Here is a 21,576-nt window from a genome sequence, read left to right as displayed (position 1 = left end):
GTGATGCATAAATGGCTAACGGTTGCGCTGCTTGCTGTATTGGGGCTTCTCCAATACCAGCTTTGGCTAGGTAATGGTGGCTGGGAGGATTTGCAGCTGGTAGAGGAGCGCGTTGCCGTTCAAGAGGCTGCCAATGTGCCGATGCGAGAGCGCAATGCTCGGTTAGCGGCTGAAGTTACCGACCTAAAAACCGGCCTGGATGCGATTGAAGAGCGTGCGCGTAGTGACATGGGCATGGTGCGTAGCGATGAGCAGTTCTTTTGGGTGCCGGGTGTTGCCATTGAAGCAGAGCTAGTGGGCATCAATGCGGGGCTAGTGACTCAGCCAAACTTGCCTAGCGAGGACACAAACGAATGAGTCACTCGTTGTGGCTAATCGTGCCCGCCGCAGGGCAAGGTAAGCGAATGGGCGCTGATAAGCCTAAGCAGTATCTGCCACTAGGCGAAAAGCCCATTCTTGCCCATACACTTAGTCGACTACACCGAGCCTTCCCTACTGCGCATCTTGTGCTGTGCCTGGATAGTGATGATCATTGGTTCAAACCTGAATGGGTGCCATTTCCCCAGTGGCAACGAGTGGCGGGTGGTGCGGAGCGAATGGATAGCGTTTTAAATGCGCTGCACGCTATAAAAGCGCAAGACAAAGATATGGTGATGGTGCATGACGTCGCGCGCCCCTGCATTACATCATCTGATTTGCTGGCGCTTTATGACGCTGCTCAGCAGCACCCAAGTGGCGCACTCTTGGCAATGCCGGTTGCTGACACCATGAAACGGGCCAATGCCGAACAATTAAGCGCCGTGACAGAGCCTCGGGATCGGCTGTGGCATGCGTTAACACCCCAAGCTTTTCGTTATGCGCTTTTGCGGCGCGCCCTTGAATACGCTGTCGCTAATCACTGTGTGGTCACGGATGAAGCCTCGGCTGTTGAAGCGCTTGGTCAGGCACCCAAGCTGGTTAGTGGGCGTCGTGATAATCTCAAGATCACTCATCCTGATGACCTTGCCCTTGCTACCGCTATCATGGCGTCGCAAGTAGCCCAATCCTCTGAATCTGAAAGGAGTTGTTAATGCGAATTGGCCACGGATTTGACGTGCACCGATTTGGCGTTGGCGACCATTTGATGATTGGTGGCGTTAAGCTGCCTTTCGAACATGGTTTTGTTGCCCACTCGGATGGCGATGTGTTGCTGCATGCTATCAGTGACGCACTGCTGGGTGCCTGTGCGCTCGGTGATATCGGGCGGCATTTCCCCGATACCGACCCAGCATGGGCTGGCGCAGATAGTCGCCATTTATTGCGCCACGTGGTTCAACTGGTTCACGCAGAGGGCTTTTGTGTGGTTAACCTGGATGCCACGTTAATGGCGCAGGCGCCTAAAATGGCGCCGCATATTGATACGATGCGCGCTGTCATCGCTGAAGATTTAGGTATTAGCCTTGGGCAGGTCAATGTTAAAGCCACGACGACTGAACGGCTTGGGTTTACCGGACGAGGCGAGGGTATCGCCGCTGAGGCAGTGGTGTTGATTGAACACCAAGAGGCGTTAAATGCTTAATTTACCCGCTTGGCAGCGCTGCTTAGATGCTGAGTTCGGTGCCCCTAGCCCAGGTTGCTATCGCGTTCAGCCAGAAGATTTTGTCGTCGACGAGCAGCTGGACTTTACGCCTGAAAATCATGGTGAGCACCTGTGGTTACGTCTTGAAAAGCGCCATCAAACCACGTTAGATGTGGTAAAAAGCGTCAGCCGCCTTTGTGGTGTCACACTTCGAGATGTGGGCTACTCCGGGATGAAGGATCGTGTCGCAGTAACGCGGCAGTGGTTAAGCGTGCATTTGCCCGGACGCGAGGCGCCAAGTGATTTGAGCGAATCATTAGCGGCAGTGGGTATTACGGTGTTGGCCCAGGCAAGGCATCCCCGAAAGCTAAAGCGCGGTGTCCATAGCACGAACCACTTTACGTTGCGGCTGAGTGGCGAAGCGGTTCAACATCCGAATTTTTTTGACCGCTGGGAGGCGCTTTGTCGCCACGGTGTGCCTAACTATTTCGGACCCCAGCGTTTTGGGCCTGAAGGGCGGAATTTACAGCGTGCAGAAGCTCTTCTAGCGAAAGGTTGGCGCAAGCGAGATGATCGCCAGGGCATGATGCTTTCCACGGCGCGTAGTTTCTTGTTTAACGAGTTGCTGAGCGAGCGTTTGACGGATGGAACGTGGTGCCAGCCGCTAGCGGGCGATATGCTGATGCTGGATGGCACGCACAGTGTGTTTACCGTTGATGCCGTTGACGACGACTTGATCGGTCGTGCTGCTGCGCTTGATATTCATCCAACCGGTGCCCTGTGGGGCGTCGGGGAACTCGCCGAATATCAAGTGGCAGACTACGAAAAACGGCTGTTAGCGTGCCATCCAATGCTGTGCGAGGGATTGGTGAAAAGCGCTGTGAAACGCTCCCATCGGGCGCTGCGAGCAAGGTTAATTTCGCCTAGTATCGAGATATTACCTAATGCCGTGGTACTCTCATTTGCCTTACCTCGGGGAAGTTTTGCCACGGCGGTGGTGAGTGAGTTAATTGCTCATCCGGATTTTGCTTAATGCGCTCAACGTGCGCTTATCTTTGCTAGGCATCCATAAAGGAGACGTTAATGCGGCGACTGCTGCTTTCCAATGACGATGGTGTCCATGCACCGGGCTTGCGGGCACTTCATGATGCGCTAGTCGCCCATGCGAATTTACGTGTGGTTGCTCCCGATCGAGACCGCAGCGGCGCCAGTAACTCGCTGACGCTTTCTCGTCCGCTTTCTTTAACCGCGTTAGATAATGGCTTTTATAGCGTAGACGGTACGCCTGCCGACTGTGTTTATCTGGGCGTGAACGGCGTCTGGGATGAGCGTCCTGACTTGGTGATTTCGGGGATTAATCACGGCAGCAACCTTGGCGATGACGTACTCTATTCAGGCACTGTGGCGGCTGCCATGGAAGGGCGCAATTTGGGTATGACTGCCATTGCCATGTCGCTGTGTGGTGAGCGCTATTTCGCGACGGCAGCGAAAGTGGCGGCCAGCTTAATCGGTGCTGCCGATCAGCTATCGCTGCCACCCCGCACACTCTTGAATGTCAACGTGCCAGATGTTCCGTGGGAAGAAATTAAAGGCGTCAGAGTGACCCGCTTAGGCTACCGCGGACCAGCAGAGAAACCTGTTCCCGTAAAAGATCCGCGTGGTCGTACGCGCTTCTGGATAGCACCAGTTGCGGCTAACGCCGATGATGGTGAAGATACCGACTTCTCTGCTATCGAAGCAGGTTATGTATCAATTACTCCACTACAAACTGACTTAACGCGCCATCCCGCGCGCAGCGACGTGCAGGACTGGTTGGATGCTTTTGCCTGAGCTTTCGCCCAACGAACTGCGCGGACGAGGCATGACCTCTCAGCGGACTCGAGATCGCATGGTAGAGCGGCTTGAGCAGCAGGGTATTCAAGACGCACGGGTGCTCGATATTATGGCAGTTGAGCCAAGGCACTTGTTCGTTGATGAAGCGCTGGCGCATCGTGCGTATGAAGACACCGCGCTGCCTATCGGTTTTGGTCAGACACTCTCGCAACCATTGACGGTTGCGCGCATGACCGAGCTGGTGCTGCGGGCTAATCCAAAGCGTGTGCTTGAAGTGGGGACCGGTTCGGGGTATCAAACGCTGATACTGTCCCGGCTGGTGCCAATGCTTTACTCGGTCGAACGCATTTATGCATTACATCAACGCGCTGCAGAGCGGCTTTGGCGGCTTGATGCCCCAGCGACGCTGGCAGTGGCTGATGGTGGTGAGGGGTGGCAAGAAGCTGCGCCTTTTGATGTGATTTTGTTAACCGCTTGTGCTCAAACGCTGCCAGAAGCTTTATTGGAGCAGCTTAGCCATGATGGTGTACTCATTGCTCCATTGGAAGAGCCAGACGGTAGCCAATGGCTCACCCAAATAAAACGCATTGGTAGTGCCTTTGAAAAGCGTCGGCTCGAACCCGTACGTTTTGTACCTCTATTGCAAGGAGTGGTGGATTGAAGCGTCGATTTGTAGAGCTGTTTTTAAAAGGCGCAGGGATGGGGGCAGCCGATGCGGTGCCCGGTGTTTCAGGTGGAACGATCGCATTTATTACCGGTATTTATGAGGAACTCATTAATACCATCAAACAGTTTGGCCCCGGCGCCTTCATCGCTTGGCGTCGTGGTGGTTGGCTAGCGCTGGCTCAGCATTTGAATTTGGCCTTTTTAGTGCCGCTGCTACTTGGCGTTGCGGTTAGCCTTTTCAGTGTGGCTCATGTTGCGCTTTGGCTAATGGAAGCGCACCCGCTGCTGATTGAAGGGTTTTTCTTCGGTTTGGTAGCCGCGTCGGGGTATGTTGTAGCCAAGGCGGGAAGAGGTTGGAAATTTTGGTATTTATTGCCAATGGTTGGCGGGCTGCTGTTGGCTAAGTCGCTGCCAGGTATGATGCCGCTGGTGTTACTTATTGGTAATGAAGCTCTGGTAGTCATGGTAGCTGGCTGTATTGCTATTAGTGCCATGCTGTTGCCAGGGGTGTCTGGTAGCTTCTTGCTGCTTACGATGGGACTTTATGGCACCATTTTAGGGGCTATTCGAAGCTTTGATATCGGTATTATCATACTCTTTGGCATGGGATGTGTTGTTGGTTTGGCGTTATTCTCGCGACTACTGTCGTGGCTTCTGCGTCGCCATCATGATTCTACGCTACAGCTTTTGCTCGGGTTTATTGTTGGCTCGTTACCCGTGTTATGGCCGTGGAAAGAGCTGGTAAGTTATCAGCTTGGCCCTGATGGGCAAATGATCCCGTTGGCTCATCGTTATCTGTTGCCTAGTGACTATGCGGTATTGTCTGGTGCATCTGCACAAACGGTAGGCGTTGTGGCACTAATGGTGGTTGGCGCACTATTGGTGGTGTTATTAAACCGTCGCGCAGTGCACTATGCCGGACATAGATCAATAGGAAACGCGCGCGACGTTGAAAAGGAGTAGGGTTTCCATGCGTAAGGTTTTCATCATGTCAGTATTGGCGTTAGCGGTCAGCGGCTGCGCCAATCAGCAGCAAAACACCCCACAAGTGCGTGATTTAAGTGAAGCGCGCCGCGCGGTAGCAGACTCACCTCAATATACTGTTAAAACAGGCGATACCCTTTATGGCATCGCATGGCAGCACAATCTTGATTATCGCCAGTTGGCGCAAATCAACAATATTGATGCGCCTTATCAAATTTACCCAGGCCAAACCATTGCGCTGCGTGAAGGAGCGGCGGCATCAAGTAACCCGTCAGCAGGCTCCTCTGCCCCAGAGCGCCCTGCGTCGGGCGCTGTTGCAACAGGACTGAATCCTCAAGCGACTTCCGTGGCCAGCAACGATCAGCAGCTAGATTGGTTGCTGCCCGATGAGAGTGCGATTGAGCGTAACCAGCGTTTAACGGCTGAGCGGGCGGAACGTGCTGAGCAAGCTGCTGAGCAAGCGTCGGTGGCCGCCGCGCAGCAAGTGGCTGATAGCGCAAGTGCCGCTAACACCGAGGCGACGTCTACTGTTGAGGCGTCTCAGCCAGAGCCTACGAGTGAGCCGGAACCAACGCCTGAACCTAAGCCAGAGCCCAAGCCTGAACCAGCTCCAGAGCCTGAGCCAGCAGCGACTACGCCGCCTGCTGAGGCTGAGCAGCCGAGCCAAACCGCTCGCGTTGACCGCTCCTCACGCACGTTTACACCTGTTGATAATATTAACTGGCAATGGCCAACAACAGGCCAGGTAACCGGAGAGTTTGGCCAGGGGGGCTCTATCACCGCTGGGATTGATATCGACGGTCAAAAGGGGCAACCTGTCAAGGCGGCAGGCCCTGGTATCGTTGTCTATGCGGGTAGCGGCGTTCGGGGTTACGGTAACTTAATACTACTCAAACACAACGATCAGTATCTGAGTGCTTACGCGCATAATGATAGCTTAAGCGTTAAAGAAAATGATGTCGTTGAAGCGGGAGAAGTGATTGCCACGATGGGGGATAGCGATGCAGACAGCGTCAAACTGCACTTTGAAGTACGCCGTGATGGGCAGCCTCAAAATCCCTTGGACTATCTGCCGTCCCGTTAATCATTGCCAAGCGAACCTTTCAGTTGGTGTGCTTGGGGTACCCGAATAGCTAGAGTTAGGGCGTCATATAACAAAAATGGTGTAAGTGCACAGGGAGTGCGGCCACCTTTACCTTTCTAAATGGCGGTTAGGCGAAATAACGGGGGATGCTACCATGAGTATGCTGGAGAAGGATCTACAGGAGGTTGACCTGGACGCTGTTGAAGAGGCGCTGGATAGTGTCGATGATGTTTCCGCGGAGGAAGACGCCTTTGAAAAAGCGTTGAGCCGTGATGAGCGTCAATCGACTCAAAGCTTGGATGCGACACAAATCTATCTCAATGAAATTGGTTTTTCGCCGTTATTAACGCCGGAAGAAGAAGTCTACTATGGCCGTTTAGCGCGTAAAGGTGACCCGCTTGGACGGTCAAGGATGATCGAGTCTAACCTTCGCCTGGTTGTTAAAATTGCCAGGCGCTATCTTAATCGAGGGCTTACGCTGCTTGATTTGATTGAGGAGGGTAACCTTGGGCTAATCCGGGCGGTGGAAAAGTTTGATCCTGAGCGAGGGTTCCGCTTTTCTACCTATGCCACGTGGTGGATTCGACAAACCATTGAGCGTGCGTTAATGAATCAAACGCGCACCATTCGTTTGCCGATCCATGTGGTTAAAGAGCTAAATATTTACCTGCGTGCCGCGCGGGAACTGACCCAAAAGCTTGATCATGAAGCCACTGCAGAAGAGATCGCCGATCATCTCGACAAGCCAGTAGAAACGGTTAAGAAGATGCTTGGGCTTAATGAACGCGTCTCCTCGGTAGATTACCCAATGGGTGGCGAAAGCGATAAGCCGTTAATCGACACGTTAACCGACGACGATGTGCTAGGGCCGGAAGCATGCTTAGTGGATGGCGATGTGCGTGAGCACGTAGACCACTGGTTGGATGAGCTAAGTGATAAGCAGCGAGAGGTGGTTGTACGCCGCTTTGGTTTGCGAGGCCATGAGTCCGCTACGTTGGAAGAAGTTGGTGCAGAAATTGGCTTAACTCGCGAACGTGTTAGGCAAATTCAAGTAGAAGCACTAAAGAAACTGCGCCGCTCATTGGAAAAACAGGGCCTTTCCCTTAACGCTATTTTCGAGAGCTAATCGCGGTAAGCTGTTGTGTAACACCGACCATAACGCACCGAGTTCAACGCTCGGTGCGTTGTTTTTGACGCCCATTGGTTGATCAACCGTTAACTATTGACTGTGTAAGTGAGAAACGTGATGCGCCCCTTGGTGGCCCATATTGATTTAGACGCCCTGCGTCATAACTATCAGCTAGCGTGCCGCTGTGCCCCTCAAAGTCGCTCGGTAGCCGTTATTAAAGCGGATGCTTATGGTCACGGTGCGCTTGAGTGCGCGCGTGCGCTAGAAGCTGAGGTGCCTGCATTTGCTGTCGCTTGCATAGAAGAAGCGATTAGCCTGCGTGAAGGGGGAATTAAAAAACCTATTGTATTGCTGGAAGGTATTTTTACCGCTGACGAGCTGGCGCTCGTTGATCAGCACAATTTTTGGATCAGCGTTCACAGTGAGTGGCAGGTAGCGGCCTTATTGGCTTTTTCACCCCACCAACCTATTCCAGTATGGATGAAAGTGGATTCCGGTATGCATCGTTTAGGCTTTTCTCTAGACGAGGCACCTGATGTTTGGCAGCGATTAGCTAGCGCACCACAGGTGACAGCGCTGCATTTGATGAGCCACTTTGCGACAGCAGATGCACGTGAGGGCAGCTACTTTAATCAGCAAATGGCCTCTTTAACGGCATTGGCGGAAGCGCTAAATGCGCCCCTGTGCTTAGCAAACTCCCCCGCAACACTGGCATGGCCAATCGCCCATGGTGACTGGAATCGCCCTGGTGTCATGCTGTATGGCAGTGACCCGCTGGAAGACGCCAGCGAGATCACCCGGCAACTGCGCCCGGTGATGAGCTTACGCTCCGAAATTATTGCCCTTCGTGAACTAGAGGAGGGTGAACCGGTTGGCTACGGTGGCCGCTGGCGTGCATCTCGGCGTTCTAAAATTGCCGTCGTTGCAGCGGGTTATGGCGATGGTTATGATCGCCACGCCATAGACGGCACCCCGGTGTTAGTAAATGGCCAGCGCTGTGCGATTGCCGGCAAGGTCTCAATGGACATGCTAACCGTAGATGTTACCGACGTGCCGGGGGCTGCTATCGGTAGTGAGGTGGTGCTGTGGGGAGCCGCTAGCAACGGTGCTGTGTTGTCAATTGATGAGGTAGCACGCTATTGCGATACCATCAGCTATACCCTGTTAACGGGAGTGCTACCAAGAGCGCCGCGCCGCTACCATGGGGCCTTTGTTTAAACGGTTACCAGTATGTCTAAAAGCTCATATCCGCAGTCGTTTGCGCACCCTCGTTATTGGCCAACCTGGCTTGCGATAGGCGCGATGCATCTTGTTGCCTGGTTTCCCTGGCGGCTTAAGTTATGGGTGGGGAAAATAATTGGTTTATTGGCATGGCGCTTTATAAAACGCCGGCGGCATATCACTGAGACAAATATTGCACTCTGTTTCCCTGAAAAAAGTGTTGATGAGCAGCGCCGCTTGGTAAAAGAGGTTTTTATCGCCAACGGTATTGGCTTAGTGGAAACAGCCACTGGTTGGTGCCGTGACGTGGAAGGGTTACGGCACCGGGTGGCCTACCAAGGCCAAGAGCATCTCGCACGGGCTAAAGCGCAAGGCAAGGGCGTGCTGGTGGTTGGGATTCATTTCTCCACACTGGATTTAGGGGGCGCACTGCATTCGCTATTTCGCCCTGCTGATGTGGTTTATCGACCGCACAACAACCCCTTATTCGAACGCTTTATGACCCGTGCCCGTTCGCGAATTTTTGGTCAGGCGATTGATCGGCATGACTTACGTGGTGTTATTCGGCGAATAAAGTCGGGCCATATTGTGTGGTATTCACCGGACCAAGACTTTGGCCGCGATGTCAGCGTATTCGCGCCACTGTTCGGCCAGCAAGCCGCTACCATCAGGCTGACCGCAAAAATCGCCAGAATGACGGGGGCGCCGGTGGTGCCGCTGATGTTCCACCGCAATCCTGATAACCAGACATATACCATCAGCTGCCTGCCCGCGTTTGATAACTTCCCAAGCGGTGATGAAATGGCCGACGCTACTCGGGTAAATGAATTTATTGAACAAGCTATTCGTAAGTATCCTGAGCAGTACTTATGGCTTCATCGGCGCTTTAAAACGCGTCCGGAAGGTGAGCCAAGCGTTTACTAGCGACATCCGTTAACAAAAAAAGCCGTTCTGCTACCAAGCAGAACGGCTTTTCGTTAATTTTGAAAGCAGATGTTAGTCCAGATTTCGAGAGTAGAAAATCTCTAGCATCTCTTTGCGCAGACGGCTTTCAATGTCCCGTGCTTCTTCGAAGGTAATGTCGCGGCGCGATGTGCCGAACAGATAGTTATCAAGTTCGAAGTCTTTCAGCAGCATTTTGGTGTGGAACATGTTCTCTTGATAAACATTCACATCGATCATCTGATAGGCGTGCTTGGTATCTTCTGCCAAGTAGTCCTGGATCGAGGTAATGTCGTGATCAATAAACAGCTTTTTACCATCGACATCGCGGGTAAAGCCACGAACCCGATAATCCATGGTGACAATGTCAGAGTCGAAGCTGTGAATTAGGTAGTTCAGTGCTTTCAATGGGCTGATGTGGCCACAGGTAGACACATCAATATCCAATCGAAAGGTGCTGATGCCGTTGTCAGGATGCGACTCAGGATAGCTGTGTACGGTCACGTGGCTTTTATCAAGATGCGCTACGACTGTTTCAGGTAGCGGTCCAGGGCCTGGTTCAGTTTGCTCTGGGTTTGCTTCATCCAGCTCGTGTTCAGCAATCAGAATCGTAACGCTGGCCCCATGGGGCTCATAGTCTTGACGAGCAATATTGAGCACATGAGCGCCAATAATATTGGTGACGTCTTTTAGAATCTGCGTCAAACGTTCGGCGTTGTAAAGCTCATCGATATAATCAATGTAAGCCGCACGCTGCTCTTCGGTTTTGGCGTAACAGATGTCGTAAATGTTAAAGCTCAACGAGCTAGTCAGGTTATTAAACCCGTGGAGTCGGAGATTATCTGACACGTCCGAACCTCCCTATGGCAGATGAAGACACCCCGACGAGCCAGCGCCGGAACCGATAGTAACTTGTCACCGTGATGCTGTAGTCGCTTTCTGCAAAGCGGCTGTTTGCTACGCAGTAGGGGTAAAAACAAGCGAGCGTATTATGCCCGCCAAGCGCATGGTATGCATCCAGCCGCGCTATTTTTTTTAATAAACAGGGAAGATGGCGCTCCGAGTAGTTCAAGCGTCGACAATCTCAAAAGAGTGGGTAATCTCAACGCCGCCTTGTGTCAGCATAATAGATGCGCTGCAGTACTTCTCTGCGGAGAGCTCAACCGCCCGCTGTACCTGCTTCTCTTTTAAGTTGCGGCCAGTCACCACAAAGTGTACGTGGATTTTGGTAAACACGGAGGGCACTTCATCAGCGCGCTCTGCGTCAAGCTCCGCGATACAGTCGGTGACATCAGCGCGGGCTTTATCAAGAATATTCAAAATGTCAAAGGCGGTGCAGCTACCCATGCCCATCAGCAGCATTTCCATTGGGCGAGGGCCGGTGTTGCGGCCGCCGTGGTCAGGAGGGCCGTCGATAACGACGCTGTGCCCACTACCGGACTCTGCTACAAATTGGCGACCATCTGTCCATTTTACCCGTGCTTTCACGTCGCTCTCCTCATCTAGGCACCTATAGGTAGTTGCGAAGCATAACATTTCTAGCGATAGACGCACTTTTTCATCGCTTGCTGATCTGTTGCGCCAAAAAGTGGTGTTCAAGAGCCTCAAGGCGCTCTGGAGTGCCCACATCGACCCAGTGGCCTGAAAAGTGTTCACCGCTGACCTGCTTGTCTGCCATTGCCTGCTTAAGCAGTGGTGCCAGGGCAAACGCCCCAGGCGCCTGATCGGCAAGAAGATCCGGGTGCAGCAGGCTGATGCCGGCAAAGGTAAGACGCTGGTGGCCTTCCACTCCAACGCGCCCGTTGATAAGGGAAAAATCACCGCTAGGGTGGTGGGAAGGGTTATCTACTAGCACAAGATGGGCGACGTCACTTCCCTGTAGCAGTGATTCTGAGGGAATGTAATCGCACCAGACATCCCCATTGACCAGCAGAAACGGGGCATCACCAAGCAGAGGGAGTGCCTTTTGAATGCCTCCGCCGGTTTCTAAAGGTGTCTCTTCATGGCTCCAAAGAATCCGTAACTGGTAGTCGTTTCCATCACCTAGTGCTGCCATGATCTGCTCTGCGCGATAGCTCACGTTGATGACCACCTCATCAATGCCTGCACGCTTGAGCCGTTCGAGGTGATGCACAATAAGCGGCTTATCGCCTACAGGTAACAGTGGTTTTGGGCAGTGGTCGGTAAGTGGCCGCATTCGTTTGCCAAGTCCCGCGGCTAAAATCATCGCTTTCATAACGTGCTTTCCGCTAAACGTAGGGCAATGGCGGGGCGCAGTGTGCCACTTACCCATTCAGCAAACTCGCTGTGCTGGGGCAGCGCGGTTAGGCTATCTTCTAAATGCGCCAAAAAATGCGGCAGGCGTGATAAATAGCCTTGTTTGGCATCGCGAAGCGTTAAGCGGCAAAAAATTCCCAGCACTTTTAGGCAGCGTTGAGCGGCCATGGCTTGGCATTGGATAAGAAATTCATCATTGCTGATATGGCGAGAGAGACGCCCATCTTGACGTGCTTGGCGATAGAACGAGTCGACAAACTGCATAAACTGCGCTTGAGAAAAGCGGCAGTAGCGACCGCGCAGTAAGGAAATAACGTCGTAACTGATTGGCCCTGCCACCGCGTCTTGAAAGTCAATCATGTAAAGCTGCTGGTCGTGCACCATGATATTCATCGCATCGTAATCGCGGTGTACGCTGACGACGGGTTGATTGAGGGCTTGCTCAACAAGGTGGCCACGTAGCGCATCCCAACTGGCTGGCGTTGATAACGACAGCCACTTTTTTAAACACCATTCAGGAAAAAGGTCGAGCTCTCGGTTCAGCAGCGTCGCATCATAAGGCGGCAGCGCGGCAGGGTTGGCGTGGTTCTGTAACTTGGCCAGTAACGACAGTGCATCCAAATGACTCTGTTGAATACGCGCGTCATCAGTGAATAGCGCTTGTAAAGGGGTATCCCCAAGGTCATCAAGCAGCAAAAAACCCGCGTCGAGATCGGCGGCGTAAATATGCGGAACGGGTAGTTTTGCCGCGTACCAGCGCTTTCCGATAGCGACGAACGGCGTTGAGTCTTCCTGGGTAGGGGGGGCATCCATTACTATGCGAGTATCGCCGCAGGGCAGTGTCAGCCGGAAATATCGCCGGAAACTTGCGTCACCGCCCGCTGGAGAAAGGCGGATAGCGGCGCTATTTAGGCCATTTTGTTCAGCCGCCCACTGGGTGAGGGCGTCAATCCTAGAAGAGGACATGCAAGCTCCTTGCTGGTCGGGCATCATGCGGGCTGTATAATACCGATTCTGGATGCCAAGGATAACGAACATGGGCAAGCGAATCTCGCGTACCGTACCGGTTGCGCACACGCTGTTGGGCAGTTTGCTCGCTGGCGCCTCATTTTCAGCGGTGGCACAAGGCCAGACGCTGCCTGCCGAGGCGCTTGATTGGCAGGCCTGGAGCCAAGATGAAGCACCGCATCAGCTGTGTCGAGGGCGATATGTGATGCCTGACTACCGCTTGCCAGCGGTGGATAACCCTGAAATGTTGTCGGTAGAGACTCAGGAAGCCGATTACGCCGCAGATGGTGAAGCGTTGTTGCGCGGTGATGTTGTACTGCGTCGTGGAAACACCGAGCTACAGGCGGCGCAGATGTATTTACCCGCCGACCGCCAGCGCGTAGATGCAGAAGGTAATCTCGCCATACGAGATGGCCAGGCGCTGGTGCGCGGCGAACAAGCCACGTTAATGCTCAACGATGACCGAGCCTCGTTACGCAACAGCCACTATGTGCTTTACGAACAGCATTTACGTGGTCAGGCCAGTCAATTAGAGCAAACCGGTGAAGAGCAATATCGTCTGCGCAATGCTTCATTTACGACGTGTGATCCAGGTGCCAATAGCTGGCAACTCGTTAGCAGCGATATAAAGCTGGATCAAGCAGAAGGGTTTGGTACCGCACGGCACGCACGTTTAGAAGTAAAAGACGTACCGATTTTTTACTGGCCTTGGCTACGTTTCCCCATTGATGACCGCCGTCATACAGGATTGCTGTCACCTTCTATTAGCTTTTCCAATGAGGGGTTTGACTATGCGCAGCCCTTTTACTGGAATATAGCGCCAAATCAAGATGCCACCATTACACCGCGCTGGATGTCTGACCGTGGGCTGTTGCTCAATGGTGAGTACCGCTACCTGCTTGAAGAGAGTCGAGGGACGGTAGAAGGCGGATATATCAATAGTGATGACGGCAGCGAAAATGGTGATAACCGCTTCGAAGGCAATGATCGCTGGTATATTGATGCACAGCATGCAGGAACGCTGGCGCCACGCAGTGATTACCAATTGCGCTATGGTGCCGCTAGCGATGGGCGCTATTTCGATGATTTTGGTGGTGAGTTTGGCAATAGTGAGCGCGTTAGTATGGAGCGGCTCGCTCAAGTAGATTACCGCGGTGAGCGTTGGCAGTTAGATGCCCGTGCCCAAGGCTTCCAGCGGTTGGAAGATCCGCTGAGTGATTCCGATAAGCCATTTTATCGTCTGCCAAGTTTGACAGCGAACTCTGACTGGCAGTTAGGCGGCGGTCTCTATACACAATGGCGCTCTAACGCGACCTATTTCTGGCGTGATGTAGACGAGCGACAGGTGCCTGAGCGCGAAGCCGCCATCGGCACGCGCCTGCATCTCACGCCAGCTATCGGTTGGCGTTTTGAGCAACCCTGGGGCTATATCGAGCCGCGTACCGAGTTATGGCATACCGCTTATGAGTTGGATTATGGCGATCGCGTCACTGACCGAGGCACGTCTCCCAGCCGTAGTGCGGCGGTCACATCGATAGATAGTGGCCTGGTGTTTGAGCGTGAATTAGAGCTGAGCGGACGAGACTATCGCCAAACCCTTGAGCCACGTTTGAACTACGCATACGTCCCACGTACTAACCAAACACAACTGCCTGATTTTGACAGCCGCGAGCGAGCGTTCTCGTGGGATCAGCTATGGTCTCCTCATCGTTTCTCAGGCGCAGATCGTTTAGGTGATCTCAATCGCGTGTCGCTTGGCGTACAATCTCGCTTTATTGAAGACGCCACCGGGCGGGATCGGTTAACGCTTGGGGTTGGGCAAAGTGTTTATTTATCCGAGCGTCGCATCGATAGTGAAGGCGACCCAGACACATTGCCTGCTCGTCCAGAGGATGATCCAAATGTGAATCCGCTTAGCCGTTATCAAGCCACTCGCGATCGCTCGCCGTTGGTGACGCGCCTCGATTGGCAGATTAATGATCGGTGGAGTGCGGGTTATGAATGGTTATACGACGACCAGCGTGAACAGACCGAACGCTCTAGCGTTGATGCGCGTTATCGCCATCCTGCTGGCCACGTAGTGAACCTTGGTTACCGTTGGGAGATCGAAGGTTTCGATCCAGGCGTCGTACCCGGTGATGACGGCTTTAGAGATTACAGCCGAGAAGAGTGGGACCTGTCACTTGCTTGGAAAGCCAGCCCGAGGATTGATTTGATTGGTCGCTATCTGCACGATCAAACCAATGACCGTGCGCTTGAGCGGCTGGCAGGCGTTCAATGGAACGACTGCTGCTACGGCTTACAGCTAGTATGGCGTGAGTGGGTAGACGATAACGACACCGCCCCTGTGGGTGATGACTTTAATGATCGCGGGCTATTTTTACGCTTTGTATTCCGTGGCCTTGGTGGCGTTGGTCAACAGGCTGACGGCTACTTTGAACAGGCCATTCCTGGCTACCGCCCAACGCCGCTGTAACGATTTTGTTAAATGGCGACTGACTGAAAGAGATTCTTTATGACTACCAGAATGACCCTGCTGACCGATGGCTTGAAAAAGCGGGCAAAGCTGCTTTCTGCGGGCGGCATGATGACGCTCTGTCTTGGAACGAGTGCTGCGCTTGTGCCGCTATCGGTTTACGCCCAAAATTTCGAATCAACCCAGCGGCAAATGCTGGATAGTGTTGTGGCTGTCGTTAATGACGGCGTCATCATGCGCAGTGAGCTTGATGACCGCATTGCCCAGGTAGAGCAGCAGGCGCAGACCCAGGGGGGGGACTTACCGCCCCGTAGCCAACTGGCTCAGCAGGTACTAGAGCGCATGGTGATGGATGAAATCCAACTGCAGATGGCTCGCCAAGCCAACCTTAGCGTGGATGACACGGAGCTAAATCGCCAGTTGCGCTCCATTGCTGAGTCTAACGGCATGACGCTAGAACAGTTTGCCGATGCCGTGGAGGCAGACGGCATGACCCTGGGTGGCGTACGTGAAGAAATACGCCGCGAAATGCTGATGCGCCAAGTACAGCAGCGCCAAATTAGTCAACGTGTCACCGTGACTGATCGCGATGTTGAACGCTTCTTGAGCCAGCAGCCATCTCAGCAGGGTCAGGCGTTTATTGAAGAAGTACGCGCCCGCCACGTATTGGTAGAGTTAACGCCAACGCGCAATGAAGATCAGGCTCGTGCCCGCGCTGAGCAGGCTCGCCAGCGTTTACAGCAGGGGGCAGACTTTGCGTCCGTCGCTCGTGAGTTTAGCGACGACCGTGGTAGTGCCATGAATGGCGGCGAGCTTGGTTGGGTGCGTCCAGGACAAACGGTGCCAGCCTTCGAAGAAGCGATGGGGTCGTTGAGTACTAACCAGCTATCTGAGCCAGTGCGCTCCCAGTTTGGCTACCACGTCATTGAAGTGCTAGAGCGTCGCCGTCAGGATGTGACGGATGAAAGTCGTCGTGAGCAGGTTCGTCAGGCCATTTTCCAGCGTCGTGCTAACGAAGAGCTACAGACCTGGCAGCGTGAAATGCGTGAACAGGCTTTTGTCGATATTCGCCTTTAATGAGCCAATCTAATGAGCAATAGTGCGCCACTGCTGATAACTACCGGAGAGCCAGCGGGCATCGGGCCAGAAATCACACTGATGCTAGCCGCTAATGGCCAATTGAATAATACGGTGGCTATTGGCGATACGCAGTTGCTGAAACAGCGTGCGTCGCTGCTGGGGCTTCATGTTGATGTGATAGAAGCTGCCCCTGGAAGCAGTGTGGCTTCCTCGCCAGGGCGTTTGGTTGTGTGGCCCGCGGCACTTCGCGAACCAGCGCTCCCTGGCGTGCTCAATCCTGCTAATGCAGGCTATGTGCTAGAGACATTGCAAATCGCTGTCGACGCCTGTCAGCAGGGATATGCAGCGGCCATGGTCACTGCGCCGCTGCATAAAGGGGTGATTATCGAAGGCGGCTTTCCTAGCTTCACTGGCCACACCGAATGGCTGCGCGATGCCTGTGGGGTTGATGAGGTCGTGATGTTGTTGGCTACCGACCAGGCGCTGCACGCTCAGTCGAGCCGCTGGCAGGGTAACAGTGACCTACGCGTCGCGCTTGTCACCACACACCTACCGCTGCGTGACGTGGCGGATGCGGTTACCTACGACAAAATTACCCGCATTAGCCGTTTGCTTGCGACTGATCTGAAAAACCAGTTTGGGATTGCCGCTCCGCGCATTGCGGTGTGTGGGCTAAATCCTCATGCCGGAGAAGATGGCCATTTAGGGCGCGAAGAACTCGATGTTATTATCCCCGCGCTGAAAGCGCTGCGCGCTGAAGGCCTTGATGTTCAAGGCCCACTGCCAGCTGATACGCTTTTCACGCCGCGCCATTTAGCGGGCGTTGATGCGGTGCTGGCGATGTATCATGACCAGGGGCTGGCAGTGTTAAAATACGCAGGCTTTGGTCAGGCGGCGAATATTACACTTGGCTTGCCGCTGGTACGTACTTCGGTAGATCACGGTACCGCGCTCAGTTTAGCCGGTCGCGGCACTGCCGACCCCAATAGCTTAGGCGTAGCCCTAGCGCTAGCAAAGCGACTTTCCGCGCAGCGCGCCAATGGCTTAAATGCTTTATGAATCAACCCTCCAAGGAACACTGTTAGATGTCTCAAGTGCCTCAGCAGCACCGCGCTCGTAAACGCTTTGGTCAAAACTTTCTGCGTGACCTCGGCATCATTTCGCGTATTGTCCGTGCCATTGGGCCTCGCGAAAGCGACCGACTCGTCGAAATTGGCCCTGGGCAAGGCGCGCTCACTGCTCCGTTGCTAGAGGCGGCAGGAAAGCTTGAAGTCATTGAATTAGACCGTGACCTGATTCCGGGCTTAAGGGTGCAGTTTTTTAACTACCCTGACTTTGTTATCCATGAGGGTGACGCACTAAAGTTTGATTTCGCCGCGCTAAAAGGGGATGGCCCTGCGCTGCGAGTCGTCGGTAACCTGCCTTACAACATCTCGACGCCGTTGATAGTGCATCTGTTAACCATGGGCAATGCGATTGCCGATATGCACTTTATGCTGCAAAAAGAAGTCGTTGAGCGTTTGGCCGCTGAGCCAGGTAGCACTGATTGGGGGCGCCTGTCGGTGATGGCGCAATATTACTGCCACGTGGATCAGCTGTTTGTCGTACCGCCGGAAGCCTTTGTTCCCAGACCGAAAGTTGACTCTGCCATTGTTAGGCTAACACCTCACGAAAGCTTGCCCCAAACAGCAGATGACCCAGCGCTGCTGTTTGAATTGGTCAAGCTGGCGTTTGGTCAGCGACGCAAAACACTGCGCAATAACCTGAAAGGCAGGGTAAGCGCAGAAACATTAGAAGCACTAGGCATTGACCCTGCACGGCGCCCTCAAACCTTGACGGTTGCAGAGTACGTAGCTATCGCCAACCAAGTGGCTACTGACGAAGCGCTTGGTGGTAATGGGAGTGCTGACGCGTGAGTGCCCTAGCCATTGAGGTTAGCGTCGCGCCTGAGTACCGTGCAGCCGAGTCAGATGACCGTGAGTCGCGCTTCGTGTTTAGTTACACCGTGACGGTGCATAACCAAAGCCCTCATAGCGTGCAGCTCATGGCGCGCTACTGGAAAATTACCCAAGGTAACGGTGATAGCCAAGAGGTGCGTGGCAAAGGGGTGGTGGGCCAGCAGCCGTTAATTGGCCCGGGGCAGCGTTTTCGCTACACCAGTCGAGCCATTCTGCAAACGCCGGTAGGCGTTATGGAGGGCGCTTACACGCTGCTTAACACCTACACCCAACGAGCTTTTGAAGTGCCCATTGCGCCTTTCAGGCTAGCGGTGCCGCGTCAGCTTCACTGACCATTCTCAAAAAGGGAGAGCGATGAGCACCTATGCCATTGGTGATCTGCACGGCTGTCATGCCGAGTTTGTCAGTTTGCTAGAAAAGCTAAGCTTCAATGCAGCAAACGATACACTCTGGCTGGTTGGTGACTTGGTCAATCGTGGCCCTGGCTCGCTGGCTTGCTTGCAGGAAGTGCAGGCGTTAGGCAGCGCCGCTCGATGCGTGCTGGGTAATCACGATTTTCATTTATTGGTGGTGGCTCGTGGCGGCGGCAAACTGAAAAAAAACGATACCCTCAGCGATATTCTTGCGACACCACAGCGCGAACAGGTGTTGGATTGGCTGCAAAGCCAGCCATTGGCAGTTTATGAAAACAATACGCTGATGACCCATGCCGGTGTATTACCAACGTGGTGCGCCGAGCAAGCGGTATCGTTTAGTCAAGAAGTGCAGATGGCCTTGCTTAGTGAGCGTTCGGGTGATTTTTTAACGCAGCTATTTGGTAATCAACCTGACCAGTTCCATGAGGATCTAGAAGGAATTGATCGTTTGCGCTGTCTCGTCAATATATTTACCCGCATGCGCTTTATCGACGCTAATGGTCGGCTAGACTTCGCTGCTAAAGAAGGCTTGGAAAGTGCGCCTGACGGGTTCGCCCCCTGGTTTCAATACCCAAGAGCAGATGCGCTTCAACTGTTATTCGGACACTGGGCGGCATTAGAGGGCCAAACCCCGAACGCCAAGATAAAGGTTGAAGCGCTGGATACTGGTTGCGTGTGGGGTGGGTCGTTAACCGCTCTCAATCTGGAATCGGGTGAGCGCATCAGCGTACCTAGCCGTCAGCCGAGATATTAAAACACCAGACATTGAAAAAAGGGCGGTAGCCGTGTTTCAGGTGGATGCGAAAACCAAAGGACTCGATGTTTATCGTGTTGGCGGGGCAGTGCGCGATGCGCTGTTAGGCTGGCCGGTAGTGGATAATGATTGGGTCGTCGTCGGTGCCACGCCAGAAGTCATGCAACAGCGGGGCTTTAAACCAGTGGGGCGCGATTTTCCGGTATTCCTGCATCCTGATACCGCCGAAGAGTATGCGCTAGCGCGCACTGAGAGAAAGTCTGGCCACGGTTATGGCGGCTTTGAAGTACACGCAAGTCCTGATGTGACCTTAGAAGAAGACCTTTCAAGACGTGATTTAACCATCAACGCGATTGCGCAGCGCTTTGATGGCGCGTTGACCGACCCCTTTAACGGTCAGCGGGATATTGAACAGCGGCTATTACGCCATGTGTCCCCGGCATTTAGTGAAGATCCCTTACGGGTACTTCGCACGGCACGCTTTCTTGCCCGTTATGCGCATTTAGGGTTTGCCATCGCGCCTGAAACCCTCGAGCTAATGCGAGATGTAAGTCGCAGTGGTGAGCTTAGCCACCTTGCTGCGGAGCGAGTGTGGGTCGAAACCGAAAAAGCGCTGGGTGAACCAAATCCTGACCGTTACTTCACCGCCTTAAATGATTGCGAAGCGCTGGCTGCTTGGTGGCCTGAGCTAACAGATGGCGTTGTGCTGGCAAACGCGCTTGAGGCGATGGCGCTTGAGACAGTTGCACAGGTGGCTATCGACAGCTCACTTCCTCTGGCTCACTGGCGCTACGCGTTGTTGGTGTCGGTATTGAATGATGCTCAGCGTGATGCGCTGGCGATAAGATTGCGATTACCTAATGCGGTGACGCAGCTGGCGCGCCATGTAGCGCTGAGTAGGGATATGTTGGCCGAGCCATTAAGTGACGAACGCGTTCTGCACTGGCTGGAGCGTTTGGATGGTTGGCGTAAGCCCGCGCAGGTTAATGCACAGTTACAACTTATTAAGCGTTTAGCAGAGAATACGCTCGAACCGCTGAATCGGGCGTGGCAGGCTGCACAAAGCGTTGACCCTCAAGCGCTATTGCAAGCGGGTTATCGCGGTGCAGCTTTAGGTAAGGCGCTACGTGAACACCGCCAGCAGGCAGTAGCAAGTGCGCTGATGGATACGCACTAAGGGCTGGCTATAGGCTTTGTTTAGCGAGCGGACACCGCCTTTGGCACAGGGTCTGCCTGGGAAACCCAGCGTCCACGCCAATGAAAGTCGATGGCCCATAAGCGTTGACTACCCAATTCAAAGCGCTGCCATAGCGCAGCGTAAGACAAGCCATAGATAGGGTGATACTGATCGGGTAGCAGTTCGGCTAGCGGCTGTAGAACGAAGGCATTGTGCGTGATTTCCCCTCGGGGCAGGGCAACACCGTCAACAGTGCCGCAAATACCGCCTACTGCGAGCAGGTCAATATCCAGTGCTCGAGGACTACACTTAAGCATATCGGGAGTGCGGCCATGGGCAATTTCGAGTTGCTTAGACCACGCCTGAAGCTCGCCCACCGACCAATCGCTATCAAAGGCAACCACAAGGTTGTAAAAGTTGCGATTATCGCTAAATCCTACCGGCTCGCTTTCAAATATGCGCGATATTTGAAGGGGGCCAAACGTGTCTTCGAGCGCATCTAGGCACAGGCGGATATGAGTGTCCGGATCGATATTGCTGCCTAAACTGAGAGTAACCAAGCTCATGGAAGCGTGCCGCGGGTGATTTCAAGACCGACGCTAGCGGCTTGTGGAACGGCCCCCGGTTTGCGTACGGTAAGGCGCAGCCAGATAATGGAAAACTCCTGCTGTAAGCACTCAGCTAGGCGCTCGGCAAATGTCTCGACGAGAGCAAATTGGTGCTCGTCAGCAAAGCGCTGAATTCGCTGGCAAATGGCTGCATAATCAAGCGTCAGGCTCAAATCATCTGCAGCGGCGGCGGGACGAATATCCGTTGCGAGCGATAAGTCCAAGCTCAAAGACTGAACAATAGTGCGCTCCCAGTCGTACACACCGATGACGGTATCTACTGCCAGCGCTTCGATCAAAATGCGATCCACAGCTATTCCTCTAGCGTCAACAAGCGGGGGATTGTACTTGAGGATAGCGCGAAACGACAGCTAGGTACGATCTAACGCTGGGAAGGAGCCAAGA

At 53.7% G+C, this 21,576-nt stretch carries 24 protein-coding genes; 18 read left to right on the top strand and 6 right to left on the bottom strand.

What is annotated here, in order from left to right; genetic code table 11:
• Positions 1-3: 3 nt before the first annotated feature.
• The 11 genes from ftsB (at position 4) to lpxL (ending at position 9,399) form a co-directional block, all read left to right on the top strand.
• The gene (ftsB, locus tag NDQ72_15550; GenBank protein ID WKD27452.1) at positions 4-357 is read left to right on the top strand and encodes a cell division protein FtsB; all 354 of its coding nucleotides are present in this window, start codon (positions 4-6) and stop codon (positions 355-357) included.
• Positions 354-1,070 (top strand): 2-C-methyl-D-erythritol 4-phosphate cytidylyltransferase, encoded by a 717-nt coding sequence (gene ispD, locus NDQ72_15545; protein ID WKD27451.1) that lies wholly within the window; start codon positions 354-356, stop codon positions 1,068-1,070. Before ftsB ends, ispD begins: the two co-directional genes overlap by 4 nt.
• Complete coding sequence (gene ispF / locus NDQ72_15540) at positions 1,070-1,558, top strand: 2-C-methyl-D-erythritol 2,4-cyclodiphosphate synthase (GenBank protein WKD27450.1); 489 nt, start codon at positions 1,070-1,072, stop codon at positions 1,556-1,558. Before ispD ends, ispF begins: the two co-directional genes overlap by 1 nt.
• Positions 1,551-2,591 (top strand): tRNA pseudouridine(13) synthase TruD, encoded by a 1,041-nt coding sequence (locus tag NDQ72_15535; GenBank protein ID WKD27449.1) that lies wholly within the window; start codon positions 1,551-1,553, stop codon positions 2,589-2,591. The genes ispF and NDQ72_15535 overlap by 8 nt, the downstream gene beginning before the upstream one ends.
• Positions 2,592-2,641: 50 nt before the next feature.
• Positions 2,642-3,388 carry a 5'/3'-nucleotidase SurE gene (gene surE / locus NDQ72_15530; GenBank protein ID WKD27448.1) on the top strand — a complete coding sequence of 249 codons (747 nt, stop codon included), beginning with the start codon at positions 2,642-2,644 and terminating at the stop codon, positions 3,386-3,388.
• A complete protein-coding gene (locus NDQ72_15525) occupies positions 3,375-4,052 on the top strand; it encodes a protein-L-isoaspartate(D-aspartate) O-methyltransferase (protein WKD27447.1) in 678 nt (225 codons plus the stop codon). The genes surE and NDQ72_15525 overlap by 14 nt, the downstream gene beginning before the upstream one ends.
• On the top strand, positions 4,049-5,020 hold the full coding sequence (locus NDQ72_15520) for a DUF368 domain-containing protein (protein ID WKD27446.1): 972 nt from the start codon (positions 4,049-4,051) through the stop codon (positions 5,018-5,020). The genes NDQ72_15525 and NDQ72_15520 overlap by 4 nt, the downstream gene beginning before the upstream one ends.
• A 7-nt stretch (positions 5,021-5,027) precedes the next feature.
• Positions 5,028-6,125, top strand: coding sequence for a peptidoglycan DD-metalloendopeptidase family protein (locus tag NDQ72_15515; protein WKD27445.1), 1,098 nt, complete (start codon positions 5,028-5,030; stop codon positions 6,123-6,125).
• A gap of 154 nt (positions 6,126-6,279) precedes the next feature.
• A complete protein-coding gene (rpoS, locus tag NDQ72_15510; protein ID WKD27444.1) occupies positions 6,280-7,251 on the top strand; it encodes an RNA polymerase sigma factor RpoS in 972 nt (323 codons plus the stop codon).
• A 120-nt stretch (positions 7,252-7,371) separates the two neighbouring features.
• Positions 7,372-8,472, top strand: a complete 1,101-nt coding sequence (gene alr, locus NDQ72_15505) for an alanine racemase (GenBank protein ID WKD27443.1) — start codon at positions 7,372-7,374, stop codon at positions 8,470-8,472.
• Positions 8,473-8,484: 12 nt separating this feature from the next.
• A complete protein-coding gene (gene lpxL, locus NDQ72_15500) occupies positions 8,485-9,399 on the top strand; it encodes an LpxL/LpxP family Kdo(2)-lipid IV(A) lauroyl/palmitoleoyl acyltransferase (protein WKD27442.1) in 915 nt (304 codons plus the stop codon).
• Between the two features lie 72 nt (positions 9,400-9,471).
• Here the strand turns inward: lpxL and speD are convergent, their stop codons facing one another.
• The 4 genes from speD to NDQ72_15480 form a co-directional block, all read right to left on the bottom strand.
• Entirely contained in the window at positions 9,472-10,266 is a 795-nt protein-coding gene (gene speD / locus NDQ72_15495; protein WKD27441.1) for an adenosylmethionine decarboxylase, read from the bottom strand.
• 219 nt (positions 10,267-10,485) lie between these two features.
• Positions 10,486-10,905, bottom strand: a complete 420-nt coding sequence (locus NDQ72_15490) for an OsmC family protein (GenBank protein ID WKD27440.1) — start codon at positions 10,903-10,905, stop codon at positions 10,486-10,488.
• A gap of 70 nt (positions 10,906-10,975) precedes the next feature.
• A complete protein-coding gene (locus tag NDQ72_15485; GenBank protein WKD27439.1) occupies positions 10,976-11,653 on the bottom strand; it encodes a nucleotidyltransferase family protein in 678 nt (225 codons plus the stop codon).
• Positions 11,650-12,660, bottom strand: a complete 1,011-nt coding sequence (locus tag NDQ72_15480) for a phosphotransferase (protein WKD27438.1) — start codon at positions 12,658-12,660, stop codon at positions 11,650-11,652. The genes NDQ72_15485 and NDQ72_15480 overlap by 4 nt, the downstream gene beginning before the upstream one ends.
• 70 nt (positions 12,661-12,730) lie before the next feature.
• Here NDQ72_15480 and NDQ72_15475 point away from each other — a divergent pair, with 70 nt between their 5' ends.
• The 7 genes from NDQ72_15475 to NDQ72_15445 are packed head-to-tail and all read left to right on the top strand — an operon-like array spanning position 12,731 to position 20,563.
• A complete protein-coding gene (locus NDQ72_15475) occupies positions 12,731-15,178 on the top strand; it encodes an LPS-assembly protein LptD (GenBank protein ID WKD27437.1) in 2,448 nt (815 codons plus the stop codon).
• 39 nt (positions 15,179-15,217) lie between these two features.
• Positions 15,218-16,255, top strand: coding sequence for a peptidylprolyl isomerase (locus NDQ72_15470; GenBank protein WKD27436.1), 1,038 nt, complete (start codon positions 15,218-15,220; stop codon positions 16,253-16,255).
• 12 nt (positions 16,256-16,267) lie between these two features.
• Entirely contained in the window at positions 16,268-17,317 is a 1,050-nt protein-coding gene (gene pdxA, locus NDQ72_15465; GenBank protein WKD27435.1) for a 4-hydroxythreonine-4-phosphate dehydrogenase PdxA, read from the top strand.
• A 26-nt stretch (positions 17,318-17,343) separates the two neighbouring features.
• Positions 17,344-18,174, top strand: a complete 831-nt coding sequence (gene rsmA / locus NDQ72_15460) for a 16S rRNA (adenine(1518)-N(6)/adenine(1519)-N(6))-dimethyltransferase RsmA (protein WKD27434.1) — start codon at positions 17,344-17,346, stop codon at positions 18,172-18,174.
• Entirely contained in the window at positions 18,171-18,548 is a 378-nt protein-coding gene (apaG, locus tag NDQ72_15455) for a Co2+/Mg2+ efflux protein ApaG (GenBank protein WKD27433.1), read from the top strand. The genes rsmA and apaG overlap by 4 nt, the downstream gene beginning before the upstream one ends.
• 22 nt (positions 18,549-18,570) lie before the next feature.
• Complete coding sequence (locus NDQ72_15450; GenBank protein WKD27432.1) at positions 18,571-19,386, top strand: symmetrical bis(5'-nucleosyl)-tetraphosphatase; 816 nt, start codon at positions 18,571-18,573, stop codon at positions 19,384-19,386.
• 31 nt (positions 19,387-19,417) lie between these two features.
• On the top strand, positions 19,418-20,563 hold the full coding sequence (locus NDQ72_15445; protein WKD30419.1) for a polynucleotide adenylyltransferase: 1,146 nt from the start codon (positions 19,418-19,420) through the stop codon (positions 20,561-20,563).
• 20 nt (positions 20,564-20,583) lie between these two features.
• On the opposite strand, the gene folK is transcribed toward NDQ72_15445, so the two are convergent.
• Together folK and folB are read right to left on the bottom strand one after the other, a co-directional pair.
• Entirely contained in the window at positions 20,584-21,129 is a 546-nt protein-coding gene (gene folK / locus NDQ72_15440) for a 2-amino-4-hydroxy-6-hydroxymethyldihydropteridine diphosphokinase (GenBank protein WKD27431.1), read from the bottom strand.
• Positions 21,126-21,482, bottom strand: a complete 357-nt coding sequence (folB, locus tag NDQ72_15435) for a dihydroneopterin aldolase (GenBank protein WKD27430.1) — start codon at positions 21,480-21,482, stop codon at positions 21,126-21,128. Before folB ends, folK begins: the two co-directional genes overlap by 4 nt.
• Between the last annotated feature and the right edge of the window lie 94 nt (positions 21,483-21,576).

This window comes from Halomonas sp. KG2, assembly GCA_030440445.1.
Classification (GTDB): Bacteria; Pseudomonadota; Gammaproteobacteria; order Pseudomonadales; family Halomonadaceae; genus Vreelandella.
This window is presented reverse-complemented; position numbering and strand designations above follow the sequence as displayed.